General features: G+C 68.1%; 12 protein-coding genes. 3 read left to right on the plus strand and 9 right to left on the minus strand.

Features of this window, described 5'->3' with window-relative positions; translation table 11 throughout:
- Nucleotides 1–72: 72 nt before the first annotated feature.
- The 7 genes from NQ038_RS04960 to rimP form a co-directional block, all read right to left on the minus strand.
- Nucleotides 73–1,104: a tRNA pseudouridine(55) synthase TruB gene (locus tag NQ038_RS04960; RefSeq protein ID WP_257047457.1), complete on the minus strand. Its 1,032-nt coding sequence runs from the start codon at nt 1,102–1,104 to the stop codon at nt 73–75.
- 77 nt (nt 1,105–1,181) lie between these two features.
- The gene (locus NQ038_RS04965; protein ID WP_257057623.1) at nt 1,182–1,943 is read right to left on the minus strand and encodes a ligand-binding protein SH3; all 762 of its coding nucleotides are present in this window, start codon (nt 1,941–1,943) and stop codon (nt 1,182–1,184) included.
- 236 nt (nt 1,944–2,179) lie between these two features.
- Nucleotides 2,180–2,614, minus strand: a complete 435-nt coding sequence (gene rbfA, locus NQ038_RS04970) for a 30S ribosome-binding factor RbfA (RefSeq protein WP_257057625.1) — start codon at nt 2,612–2,614, stop codon at nt 2,180–2,182.
- A gap of 92 nt (nt 2,615–2,706) precedes the next feature.
- On the minus strand, nt 2,707–5,574 hold the full coding sequence (gene infB / locus NQ038_RS04975) for a translation initiation factor IF-2 (RefSeq protein WP_257047454.1): 2,868 nt from the start codon (nt 5,572–5,574) through the stop codon (nt 2,707–2,709).
- A gap of 130 nt (nt 5,575–5,704) precedes the next feature.
- On the minus strand, nt 5,705–5,989 hold the full coding sequence (locus NQ038_RS04980; protein ID WP_257047453.1) for a YlxR family protein: 285 nt from the start codon (nt 5,987–5,989) through the stop codon (nt 5,705–5,707).
- Between the two features lie 25 nt (nt 5,990–6,014).
- Nucleotides 6,015–6,974 (minus strand): transcription termination factor NusA, encoded by a 960-nt coding sequence (nusA, locus tag NQ038_RS04985; protein WP_257047452.1) that lies wholly within the window; start codon nt 6,972–6,974, stop codon nt 6,015–6,017.
- Nucleotides 6,975–7,081: 107 nt separating this feature from the next.
- Entirely contained in the window at nt 7,082–7,597 is a 516-nt protein-coding gene (gene rimP / locus NQ038_RS04990; protein WP_257047450.1) for a ribosome maturation factor RimP, read from the minus strand.
- Between the two features lie 111 nt (nt 7,598–7,708).
- On the opposite strand from rimP, the gene NQ038_RS04995 reads away from it, so the two are divergent.
- Nucleotides 7,709–8,680 carry a hypothetical protein gene (locus NQ038_RS04995; protein WP_257061938.1) on the plus strand — a complete coding sequence of 324 codons (972 nt, stop codon included), beginning with the start codon at nt 7,709–7,711 and terminating at the stop codon, nt 8,678–8,680.
- 4 nt (nt 8,681–8,684) lie between these two features.
- A complete protein-coding gene (locus NQ038_RS05000; RefSeq protein ID WP_257047447.1) occupies nt 8,685–9,704 on the plus strand; it encodes an aminoglycoside phosphotransferase family protein in 1,020 nt (339 codons plus the stop codon).
- A gap of 2 nt (nt 9,705–9,706) precedes the next feature.
- Here the strand turns inward: NQ038_RS05000 and NQ038_RS05005 are convergent, their stop codons facing one another.
- Entirely contained in the window at nt 9,707–10,510 is an 804-nt protein-coding gene (locus tag NQ038_RS05005; RefSeq protein ID WP_257047446.1) for a TSUP family transporter, read from the minus strand.
- A gap of 31 nt (nt 10,511–10,541) precedes the next feature.
- A complete protein-coding gene (locus NQ038_RS05010) occupies nt 10,542–12,359 on the minus strand; it encodes a proline--tRNA ligase (RefSeq protein ID WP_257057631.1) in 1,818 nt (605 codons plus the stop codon).
- 111 nt (nt 12,360–12,470) lie between these two features.
- Here NQ038_RS05010 and NQ038_RS05015 point away from each other — a divergent pair, with 111 nt between their 5' ends.
- Entirely contained in the window at nt 12,471–12,863 is a 393-nt protein-coding gene (locus NQ038_RS05015) for an RNA-binding S4 domain-containing protein (RefSeq protein WP_257057633.1), read from the plus strand.
- Nucleotides 12,864–12,959: the final 96 nt, after the last annotated feature.

Genomic DNA, 12,959 nt, shown 5'->3' on the forward strand with positions numbered 1-12,959 from the left:
ATCCCGAGCGCCACCCAAGTTTATCGCAGGGGCGCCGTCGACAAGTCCTATGCCCGCTCCCCCGCGCCGGACTCAATGCCCCAGATCGGCCGGGGTCAGGAAGCCCGTGTCCACGGCCAGGCGGCCGCGGTCCAGGTGGGCGACGGCCACCAGCCGGTCACCGGTGAGCACAGAGACCCTGTGCTGCGGCCCGATACCCGCAGGCACCGCCACCGGCACGAATTTCCCCTGTGCCAGGGCCAGGGCCTCGGCTTCGTCCACCGTGATCACCGGCAGCACGCTCGCGGCCACCAGAGCCAGGGGCTTGAGCCGCGCAGTGGGAACTCTCCCGGACCCATCGGCCAGAGCCTCGAAGTCCGGCACAGGTTGTGCCTGTTCCACGGTGAAAGCGCCCACCCTGGTCCGCCGCAGTGCCGTGAGATGGCCGTAGACCCCCAGGGCACGGCCCAGGTCCCGGGCCAGCGCGCGGATATAGGTGCCCGATGAGCAGTCGACCACCACGTCGATATCGATATAGGTGCGACCGTCCTCAACGGCCACGCGGGGTTCGGCCAGCACCTCGAAGCGGGAGACGGTGACCGGCCGGGCCTTGAGCTCGACGTCCTCGCCGGCGCGCGCGCGCGCATAGGAGCGCACCCCGTCGACCTTGATCGCCGATACCGCACTGGGCACCTGTTCGATGTCCCCGCGCAGCGGTGCCAGCGCCGCCTCGATCCGGGCGACGCCGGAGCCGAGGCCCGAGGCCGCAGCCGACGAACCCTCCGCAGCACCGTGCTGGAGTTCCCCGGCCAGCGAGCAGATCACCGAGGGATCTGCGAAGGTGTCCGCGGGGGAATCCGCATCGTCTGTGGGCGTCGAGGCACCCAAGCGGATGGTCGCCAGGTAGGTCTTATCGCAGCCCACCAGGTAGGTCAGCAGCTTCGTGCCCTTGCCGGCGCCCAGTACCAGCAGTCCGGTGGCCATGGGGTCCAAGGTGCCTGCGTGGCCCACCTTCCGGGTACCCAGCCATTTGCGGACCCGGCTGACCACGCCGTGGCTGCTGATTCCCTGGTCCTTGTCGATGAGCAGGATGCCCGTGGCACCCGAGTCGTTCTTCTTCCCCACTCCCCCATCCTAGCGGGGAGCAACCCCGTTTCAGCGGAGCCCCACCGTGGGCCGAACCCGGCCCGGCGACCTATACCTCAGTTCACCGACACGTGCACGTGGTCGAAGTGGTTGGCGGTGGCCGACCCCCGATCCGGCATCGGACGACCCTGCCAATTGTTCGTGTACGGCGCGTAGAGCTTCTGTTCCCAGATCACGTACTTCACACCCAGGGCCTTGGCGTTTTTAATCGCGTAGTCGCGGATCGAATCACCCGTCGAACCGCTGATCATGATGTCAACGGCGTGCCCGGTGCCGTGATCGGAACCGGAATCGTTGCGGTAGCCGCCGAAGGTCTTGACCTGCGGGTACTTGGCGCACACGGCGCGGTAGACCTTGACGGCATTGGACTTGAAGTTCTTCTCCACCCCGCTGGAGACCTTGCAGGGCTTGTTCGATACCCCACCGGAGGAGGAAACTGCACCCGCGTCGGCACCGGTCCCACCTGCCGAGTCCGCCGCAGCGGCCGGGGTCTCCAGGTTCGCCTCGACGGCCTTCGTCTTTACGGCCTTCTTGAAGCCCTTCTTCGAGGTCTGCTCCCCCAGGAACTCCTCATCGCTTTGCGCCTGCGCGAGGTCACCGCCGGGCTGGGCCACAGCCTCCTGGGCACTGGCGGTGGAGACATTGGCTCCGTCCGCGGCTGACTGGCTGCCGGTGACAACGGCGGTCGACCCCAGGACAAGGGCGCCGGCTGCCACCGGAACCACGATCGCGGCCATCTTGGGCCGCTTGTCCATAACCGCCAGGATGCCCGCAGCGGAATTGCGGCGGGACGCCTTCGGCGCGGAGTGCTTACCCACGTGTCATTCCAATCATCGTCGTGCACGACCGGGTTTCCGGCCGCTCCGGTGGCTCCGGAGCACTGCACGACAGTCTACCGAGCAATCGCTTGAGTAACAATGTGATAACGGCCCCTTTCCCCGACATGCATCCCGCACGCTGACGGAGTGCACGCCCGGCAAGGGGCCGTATCAGCAGGCCCGGGCCTGCGCGGCACGGCGGCCGGAACCGTCCGGTCCCGGCGCGCCCGGACCACTCAGTCCTCCGGTTCCTCCCGCGGCTTGCGGTACGGATCGGCCTCGCCTGCGGGTTTGGCCTCGCGTGCCAGGGCCGCAACCTCGGCATCCTGGGCCGCGGCCCTGGCCAGCAGCTCGTCGAGTTCCGCAGCCGCCGCGGGCACCGCATCGGCGATGAATTCCAGGGTGGGGGTCAGCCGGATCTGCAGGCCGCGGCCCACCTCCTTGCGGATCAGGCCCTTGGCCGATTCGAGCGCGGCCGCGGTCCCGGCCAGCTCATCCGGGGTTCCGTAGACCGTGTAGAACACGCTGGCATGCTGCAGATCACCGGTGACGCGAACGTCGGTGATCGTCACAAAACCCAGGCGCGGGTCCTTGACCCGCTTCTCCACGGTGCTGGCCACGATGACGCGGATGCGGTCCGCGATCTTCCTTGCGCGGGTGGGATCGGCCATTGTCGTTCCTTACTCTCCATGTACCACGTGTAATCACGGGTGAGGGCCCGCGGGCATACAGCCCACGGACCCTCACCCTATCCGAACGACGCTCAGTCGCGCGGCTTCTCCTGCATCTCGAAGGTTTCGATCAGATCGCCCTCGCGGATGTCGTTGAACTTGCCCAGGCCGATACCGCCCTCGAACCCGTCGCGGATCTCCGTGACGTCGTCCTTGAAGCGGCGCAGCGATTCGATGGTGAGGTTGTCGCCCACGACGATCCCGTCGCGGGTGACGCGCGCCTTCGAATTGCGCTTGATGAGCCCGTCGCGGATGATGACACCCGCGATGTTGCCGAACTTGGACGAGCGGAAGATCTCACGGATCTCCGCCGAACCCGTGTGGACCTCTTCGAACTCGGGCTTGAGCATGCCCTTGAGCGAGCTCTCGATGTCGTCGATCGCATCGTAGATGACCGAGTAGTACCGGACATCCACGCCCTCGCGCTCCGCCAGGTCGCGGGCCTTGGCCTCCGGACGGACATTGAAGCCGATGACGATCGCATTGTCGACCGTCGCCAGGTTGATGTCGTTCTCCGTGATGGCACCCACGCCGCGGTGGATGATGCGCAGATCGACTTCGTCGCCCACATCGATCTTCAGCAGCGAATCCTCCAGGGCCTCGACGGCACCGGAGACATCGCCCTTGAGGATCAGGTTGAGCATGTCGACCTTGCCCTCCTCCAGGGCCTTCGTGAAGTCCTCGAGGCTGATGCGCTTGCGGGTCCGCGCCTGAGCGGCATTGCGCTCCAGCGCATCGCGCTTCTCCGCGATCTGCCGGGCGGTGCGCTCATCGTCGGTGACCAGGAAGGCATCGCCGGCGCGCGGCACGGTCGACAGACCCAGCACCTGCACGGGCCGCGAGGGGCCCGCTTCCTCCAGTTGCTCGCCGTACTCGTCGAACAGCGCGCGGACGCGACCGTAGGCGGTGCCGACGACGAACGGATCGCCCTGGCGCAGGGTGCCGTTCTCGATCAGCACGCTGGCGACCGCGCCGCGGCCCTTGTCCAGCTTGGCCTCGATCGCGATGCCGCGGGCCTGCTTGGTCGGATCCGCGTTGAGTTCCAGCGCGGCGTCCGTGGTCAGCAGGACGGCCTCGAGCAGCTTGTCGATGCCCTCGCGCTTGAGCGCGGAGATCGGCACGAACATCGTGTCGCCGCCGTATTCTTCGGCCACGAGGTTGTATTCGGTCAGCTGCTGCATGACCTTGGCGGGGTTGGCGCCTTCCTTATCGATCTTGTTGACCGCGACCACGATCGGCACACCGGCCGCCTGGGCGTGGTTCAACGCCTCGATCGTCTGCGGCATCACGCCATCGTCGGCCGCGACCACCAGGATCGCGACGTCGGTGACCTTGGCACCGCGGGCACGCATGGCGGTGAACGCCTCGTGACCGGGGGTGTCCAGGAACGTGATCTTGCGCTCCTGGCCATCGTGCGGGACCTCGACCTGGTAGGCACCGATGTGCTGGGTGATGCCGCCGGCCTCGCGGGCGACGACATTGGACGAGCGAATCGCGTCCAGCAGCTTGGTCTTACCGTGATCGACGTGGCCCATGACCGTGACGACCGGGGGACGCGGAACCATGTTCTCGTCGTCCTCTTCCTCGGCGTCGAGGTCGATGTCGAAGCTCTCCAGGAGTTCGCGGTCCTCGTCCTCGGGACTGACGACCTCGACCTTGTAGCCGAGCTCCTCGCCCAGGATCTGGAACGTGTCCTCGTCGAGCGACTGCGTGATCGTGGCCATCTCGCCCAGGTGGAACAGGATGGTCACGAGGTTCGTCGGATCGGTGTTGATCTTCTCGGCGAAATCGGCCAGCGAGGCGCCGCGGCGCAACCGCAGCGGGGTCGACCCATTGCCGCGGGGAACCTTGACGCCGCCGACCGACGGTGCCTGCATATCCTCGAGTTCCTGGCGCTTGGCGCGCTTGGACTTCTTATTGCGCGCCCGACCGCCACCGCGGCCGAATGCACCCTGCGTGCCACCGCGACCGCGACCGGAGCCACGACCGCCGCCACCGGGACGACCCGGTCCGCCTGCGCGGTTGCCGGGACCGTTGCCGGGCGCACCCGGACGTCCGCCACCACCGCCGCGCGAGGGCGCGGGCTTGGCCAGGGCGGAGTTCTTCAGCATCCCGGGGTTGGGACGCGGCACATTGGGCCGCGGGCCGCCGGGACGCGGTGCCGGCTTGGGGCCACCGGGACGCGGACCGGCCGCACCCGAGCCGCCGCGGTTTCCACCGGGCTTGGGACCCGGCTTGGCACCGGGCTTGGGCATCCCCTGGCTGGCCGCGAAGGGGTTGTTGCCAGGACGCGCGCCCGGCTTCGGGCCACCCGAGCGGTTGCCGCCGTCGCGGTTTCCACCGGGCTTGGGGCCCGGCTTGGCACCGGGCTTGGGCATCCCCTGGCTCGTGGCGAAGGGGTTGTTGCCCGGCCGATTGGCCCTGGTACCCGGCTTCGGCGCGCCGTGGCCCGAGGCGGCACCCGGCTTGGGTGCACGCGCGCCCGGCTTCGGAGCGTGACCTGCGGGCTTGGGGGCCTTCGCGTCGTGCTGGGCCTTGGGAGTCGGCGCATGCGCGGCCGGCTTCGGCGTTTCGTGACGCTCATGGTGGGCCGCGCCCGGCTTGGGCGCGGGCTTGGCACCCGGCTTCGGCGCGGCGTGGCCCGAGGCGGCACCCGGCTTGGGTGCACGCGCGCCGGGCTTGGGAGCGGCCGGCTTGGCGCCGGGCTTGGGTGCGGCCTTAGCCGGCTTGTCGGCCTTGTCGGAGGAGCCGTACGACTCCTTCAGTCGCCTAACGACCGGGGCTTCCACGGTCGAGGACGCCGAGCGAACGAATTCGCCCATTTCCTGCAGTTTGGCCAGCACGTCTTTGCTGGTTGTGCCGAGCTCCTTCGCGAGCTCATGGACACGGGGCTTAGCCACATTTCTCCTGTCCGGGTCCCCTCCGGACAGGAAGGAACCTCATTGCGGGTGAACAGCGCTCATTTCACTGCCCACGACCATTTGTCTTCGGTGTCATCGCCGGACACTCACAATTTGGTTTCCATCTTCTTTAACCACTTTCCGTGATTGCGAACGGTCCGGGCGCCCGGTCGGCCGCGACCGGCCGACGGAAGGCGCGCGCGAACGCGTTCTTCTGCAGTGCCTTGTACCAGCACTGTTGCGTGGGGTGGATCCAGGCGCCCCGGCCGGCGAGCCGATGCTCCGGATCCACGCGAATATGCGGCCGCGTCGATGGATCCGAATCAACATCGACGACGAGCCGCACAAGTGAATCCCACTCTTCGCGACTGCGACACCCGATGCATGTGCGAACGGGTGTATGGAAGGCAGTCACCCCATTATTCTAGCACCAGAGCCGTTCAGGCGGCTACGATGTCGATCTTCCAGCCGGTGAGCTTCGCCGCCAGGCGGGCGTTCTGGCCCTCCTTGCCGATCGCCAGGGACAGCTGATCGCCCGGCACAGTGGCCCGCGCGGAACGTTCTGCCGCGTCGAGCACCTCGACCCGCTTGACCTTCGCAGGCGACAGCGCATTGGCGATCATCTTGCCGGGGTCCTCGTTGTAGTCGACGATGTCGATCTTCTCATTGCCCAGATCGGCCATCACCGCGCGCACCCTGGCACCCAGTTCGCCGATACACGCGCCCTTGGCGTTGACCCCCGCCTTCCTCGCGCGCACCGCCATCTTCGTGCGGTGGCCGGCCTCCCTGGCCAGGCTGACGATTTCGACCGTGCCGTCGGCGATCTCCGGAACCTCGTGCGCGAACAGCTTGCGCACGAGGTTCGGGTGGGTGCGCGAAAGGGAGACCGACGGCCCCTTCGTCCCCTTGTGGACGTCGACCACATAGGCGCGGATCCGGTCACCGTGCCGGTAGACCTCGCCGGGGACCTGTTCATGCGGGGGCAGAACGGCCTCCACATCGCCCAGCTGTACCTGGACCATGTGCGGATCGCGGCCCTGCTGGACGACTCCTGAGACCAGTTCGCCCTCCCGGCCCTTGAACACGCCCAGCACGTTCTCGTCCTCGACATCGCGCAGGCGCTGGTGGATGACGTTCCGGGCGGTCATCGCCGCGATCCGCCCGAAGCCCTCCGGAGTGTCGTCGAATTCGCCGATCGGCTCATCGTCGTCGTTGAACTCCACCGCCCAGATGGTGGCGGTGCCGGTCTTGGTGTCGAGTTCGGCGCGGGAATCCGGGTAGTAGCCCTCGGTCCGCTGATAGGCCATGAGCAGGGCCTGCTCGATGAGGTCGACGAGTGTGTCGAAGGGGATGTCGCGTTCGCGTTCGATCATGCGCAGAGCGCCGAGGTCGATGTCCATATCACTGCCTAACTTACCCGGCACCGGAGTTTCCGGCGTTCAATTGTCGATATTGAGCTGAGTGACCAGGATAGTTCCTCCCGGCCGTGGGCGCCAGGGCCCTGAGCCTACTTGAACTTCACCAGTACATGGGCCCCGTGGACGTCGCCCAGCGCCAAGCGCAGCGGATCCGGCACCTTCGGGCCCTTGCCCGGACGCAAATCCGTCCCTGCGCGCGCGCCGGTGAGCACGAGCGTCGCGGAACCCGCACCGTCGTCCTCCACCCCGGCCAGCTCACCGGTGTAGCGCTGCTCGGCCGTGTCCAGTTGGACGGTCCGCCCGATCACCCGGCGATAGTGTCGCGGTGTGGACAGCGGACGCTCGGCCCCCGGGGAGGACACCTGCAGGTCGTAGGGGCGGGCACCGAACAGCTCGAGTCCGTCGGTCAACTCCGAGACGATCCGTGTGGCGCGTTCCACGTCCGCGAACGAGGTGGGTTCGGCCTCCTCGGTATCCAGATCGACGACCACCTCGAGGGTGGGGCCGGGCCCGGCCGCGTGCACGGACACCTCCTCCAGGAACAATCCGGCCTCCGCCAGGGGGCCGGCGATCGCGCCCCGCACCACTTCCACGTCATCGGCCATGCCGGTACTCCTTGTTTCCGCTCGTCGCTTCACTCATCCACCGGGGCCACGGTTCCGGCCCTGGGACCAGCCTATCGGCAGGGCGGCCGGGCGCGCGTATAGGATGACGATATGCGCACGCCGACCCCCTCCTATGGACGCTCCTATGGACGCCGCTCCGTCCTCATGGGATTCACCGGCATCACCGTTCTCGCCCTCACCGGCTGCGGCCTGCGCCTCGAACAGGGCCCGGTGCGCCCCACCCCCGGGCCCGCCGACACCGTCCGCAGCGCCATGGCAGAACTCTTGGCCCGTATCCAATCCTCCGGAGGCACCGCGCGCGCCGTCTCCCAGCTGCGCGCAGCACTCGGCCCGGCGCGGCCCACCACAGCAGCCACCGCCTCGGCTACCGGTGCGCTGCCCGCAGCGACCGGTCTGCGACAGACGGTCTCGGCCTTCTTCGACGGCCTGCCCGCCCTGGCCGAGGACGCCGCCATGCTCACCACCCTGGCCGATGTCGCGGTGGGCGCCGGCCTGACCGCAGCGGAGTTGCCCGGCCAGTCGGCCACCGTGATCGGCCGCCTGTTCGTCGCCCGGCAGGCCGCGGCACCTGCCGCCGTGCCGAGTCCGGATGTGCAGAAGCACACAGAGGACGACCGGACGAAAGCACTGGCGGCCTTCGTCACCGCCTGTTATCAGGCCGCGGCCGGCTACACGCGGGTTGCCGTCGCAGCACCGACGGGCAGCGCCTACCGGACCTTTGCACGGGAGCGGATCGCGCAACTGAACACGGCCTCGGCACAGGGCAATGCGCTGCTGCGGGCTGCCGGGGGCGAACCCGTGGCGAACCGCCCGGCCTGGTCATTCGACTCCGATCCACACGATGAGACCGGGGCCAGGACCATGGCCAGAGGGCTCGAGGACCTGCTGGCCGCGCGCATCGGGTCCCTGCTGCTGACCGGCGGCGCCCGCGACCTCGGCGTGGCGAACCTCTGGTACACCGGCTGGGCGCGTGGAAGGGCCGGCGGCGTCCAGGCGGTCCGCTTCGACTACACCGGCCAGAACCCGGGTGCGCTGGCCCCGGCGAGCGGAAACGGGGAGTAAGGACGTGCAGGTCCCACAGGTGCTTTTGAACTCCGCCGCCGAGGCGATCGGCGGCGAGCGCGCCCATGCCTGGGCCGCAGCGCTGGACTATATGTACCTGGAGCTGATGGACCGGTGGCACTTCACCCCCGACCCCAAACCGGGTTCCCCCTGGGCCGGCGCGGAATCGATCGTCATCCCCGTGCTCAGTCAGGACAACTACAAGGCGGTCGTGCGAATCGCCGCACCCAATCGGAACAATCCACATGTGCACGAACAGGTCCTGCGCGCCCTCGAACTGTGGAACGGCCATGGGGCCGTGCGCATCATCTACCAGGACGCGACCTTCCGGGCCACGATGCAGGAACGCCTGCGCACCCGGGTCAACCTGTCGACCGAGCCCTTGGAGGCCGTCGCCCCGATCTGGGGCCAGTTGGCCAGGGCGCTCAAGGTGCCCGGGCCCGCCGGCTTCGTGCGGGTCCAGGACATCGCTGCGGGCTGGGATGCCAAATTCGACCAGGATCTGAACCTGCTGTCGTCATTCCCCGACTTCCACCCTGGCGATCGGGCGCTGCTGGACATGGCCAGGTCCTGGACCCGGTACCTGGCCGCCTCCGATGAGCAATGGCTGTTACACGCCGATCTGCACTACTACAACATCCTGGCGGGCAATCCGGACGCCCACGGAGTCGCCACCTGGAAGGCCATCGATCCACAGCCGCTGACCGGACCGACCGCCTACACCGTCGCGCCGATCCTGTGGAACCGTCTGTTCGAGCTGCCGGGCGGCACTCCGGCCGGCCAGGCCAAGTGGTTGCGCGACTTCGGCGCCGATCTGTGCAGGCACGCCGACATCGAACCGAACTACGGCCTCGGGGCTGCGATCGCCAGGGAGGCGCAGAACATGTTCTGGTATCTGCACAGCGCCTACAACGGCACGCTGAAGTCCTTCGGCGACGCCGCCAGGTCACTGTGGGTGATGCGCGCACTGGCGGGAATGGACGTGGGCGGAGTCGATGCCCACTCCCTCAAGCGCCTGGGCTGAGCTCAGCCCTCGACGGTCACGAGGTTGGCCAGCAGCGGTGCGCCCAGCGTGATGATGAGCACCACCAGCACGACGATGAACACGATGCGCACGAAACCGGAGCCGAAGCGCAGGGCGGTGCGCGCTCCGATGATGCCGCCGGCCAGATTTCCCACCGCTACCGCCAGCCCGGCCGCCCACACCACATGGCCGGCCGGCACGAAGAGCAGTAGGGCTCCCAGATTCGTCGCCAGGTTCATGATCTTGGCGCTGGCCGAGGCCTGCAGGAAGCTGAAGCCCAGCAGCGCCACCAGGCCGATGACCAGGAACGATCCGGTGCCGGGCCCCAGGGCGCCGTCGTAGACTCCCACCACCAGGCCCAGCAGCCAGCCCAGCGCGTGGTGGCGCTTGGAGCGCAGGCCGAAGCGCAGATGGGCCTCGGCGCCCATGGCCGGCTTGAGCAGGGTGAACACGCCCACGCCCAGCAGCACCAGCACGATGATCGGCTCGAAGGCGTCACCGGGGATGAGGGTGGCGATCTTCGCACCCACCACCGCCCCGGCCAGAGCGAACACCGCGCCGGGCACAGTGAGCGATTTATCGGGTTTGACCTTGCGCAGATAGGTCACGGTGCTGCCGGCGGTGCCGACGATCGAGCCGACCTTGTTCGTCGCCACCGCCTGGATGGGGCTCATCCCCGGGACCAATAACAGCACCGGCAGCTGGATCAGGCCCCCGCCGCCGACAACTGCATCGATCCACCCGGCCAGCAGACCACCGGCCACCAGGGCCACGATGATCCACGGGCCGAGTTCGACTGCGTTCATCCCGGTACGGCCTCCCTGCGCTTCGAATCGGTCAGTCGGCCAGCGTCGCCTTGGCGTAGCCTGCCGCGACGTGCGCCGCCAGGGCGTCGACGGCCTCGGCCACGGGCAGTTCGCGGGATTCCCCGGTGAACCGATCGCGCAATTCGACCAGTCCGTCCTTCAGCCCGCGGCCCACCACCAGGATGGTCGGGATGCCCAGCAGTTCGGCATCACCGAACTTCATGCCCGGGCTCGTCTTGGGCCGGTCGTCGATGAGCACGGAAACCCCGCGGGCCTCCAGGTCCGCAGCCAGGGACTCAGCCGTCTCGAAGACCGAGGAGTCCTTGCCGGTGGCCACGATGTGGACATCGGCAGGGGCCAGGTGCTGGGGCCACAGCAGGCCCTTGTCATCTGCGTACTCCTCGGCGATGCAGGCCATCACACGGGTCACGCCGATGCCATAGGAACCCATGGTCACGACCTGCGTCTTGCCATTGACGTCGAGCACCTTGAGGTCGAGCGCCTCGGCGTACTTGCGGCCCAGTTTGAAGATCTGTCCGATCTCCACGCCGCGGGCCAGCTCGAGTTCCCCCGAGCCGTCGGGCGCCGGATCACCGGGCCGGACCTCGGCGGCCTCGATGAAGCCGTCGGCGGCGAAGTCACGGCCGGCGACCAGATCGAACACGTGCTGGTTCGCGGCGTTCGCGCCGGTGATCCAGCGGGTGCCGTCGACCACTCGCGGATCCAGCAGGTAGCGCAGGCCGGTGGAGCCCTCGGTGCCCAGCACCGGGGCGTCCAGGCTCAGGCCCGGCCCGATGTAACCCTTGACCAGACCGGGGTGCTTGGCCAGGTCCTCGGGCGTGGCCGCCTCGAGGTCGACCTCGCCCTCGCCCAACAGGCCGGTGCCGGCGGCGCGTCCGAAGTCGACCTCGCGATCGCCGGGCAGGCCGATGACGATGACCTCGCGGGTCCCGTCGGGGTGGATCACCGTCGCCACGACGTTCTTGAGCGTGTCGGCGGCACTCCAGGCACGATCGGCCCGCGGGTGCGCGGCGTTCGCGGCATCGACCAGGGTCTGGATCGTGGGGGTGTCCGGGGTGTCCTCGACGTGCGCGGCGGGCAGGCCCTCGAACGGGATGGGCTCCGGGACCACCGTGGTGACGGCCTCGACATTGGCGGCATAGCCGGCGGCGGTGCGAACGTAGGTATCCTCACCGACCTCCGAGGGGTAGAGGAACTCGTGGGTGCCGGAGCCGCCCATCGCGCCGGGGGTCGCCTCGACCATCACATAGGGCAGGCCCAGGCGGGTGAAGACGCGGACATAGGCCTCGCGCATCTTCTCGTACTGGACGTCCAGGCCGGCGTCTTCGACGTCGAAGGAGTAGGCGTCCTTCATGATGAACTCGCGCCCGCGCAGCAGGCCGGCGCGCGGGCGGGCCTCATCGCGGTACTTCGTCTGGATCTGGAACAGGTTCGCCGGCAGGTCCTTGTACGAGGAGTACAGGTCCTTGACCAGCAGGGTGAACATCTCCTCGTGCGTGGGGGCCAGCAGGTAGTCGGCCTTCTTGCGGTCCTGCAGGCGGAAGATGCCCTCGCCGAAGGCGGCCCAGCGCCCGGACTTCTCATAGGGTTCGGCCGGCAGCAGGGCGGGGAAGTGGACTTCCTGGGAACCAGCCCTGGTCATCTCCTGCCGGACGATCTCCTCGATCTTGCCCAGCACGGCCAGGCCCAGCGGCAGCCAGGTGTAGATACCGGGGGCGGCGCGGCGGATGTAGGCCGCGCGGTGCAGCAGCTTATGGCTCTTGACCTCCGCGTCCGCCGGGTCCTCCTTCAGGGTGCGCACGAACAGCGAGGACATCCGCATGGGCATGGTGGTCTCTCCTTGGAAAACGTGGGGCGCGCGGTGAGTCCGGCGCGCAGATTGCAACCCTCATGAGATTATCATTGCGCCGGGCCCGCGGTGGTGCCCTACAGTGGTCCCATGCCAGAACTGAACTTCGATCCGGCGGCGACCCAGCGCATCGACCTGTGGCTGTGGTGCGTGCGCATCTGCAAGACCAGGTCGGCGGCGCAGGCGGCCCTGAAGTCCGGCCATGTGCAGATCGACGGGGTGAAGGTCAAGCCCGCACAGAAGGTCAGGATCGGCCAGGAGGTCAGGGTCAGGCGCCCCGGCGCCGAACGCGTCCTGGTGGTCCAGGGGTTCCTCGATACGCGGGGTCCCGCGCCCATGGCACAGGCCTGCTATCTGGATCACTCCCCCGCGCCCAGCCCGCTGCTGCGCGCGGCCCTGCCCAAGCGCGATCCCGGCACGGGCCGACCCACGAAGAAGGACAGGCGGGAACTGGACCGCCTGCGTGGGCGCGACAGTCACTGACCGCACGAACGCACAGTTCCACTACTTAACGAAATGACGATTTCTGCCCGAAATCATCGATATATCAACAGTTCGTCAAGTAGTGGAACTACATAG

Source organism: Brevibacterium sp. 50QC2O2, assembly GCF_024580675.1.
Classification (GTDB): domain Bacteria; phylum Actinomycetota; class Actinomycetes; order Actinomycetales; family Brevibacteriaceae; genus Brevibacterium; species Brevibacterium moorei.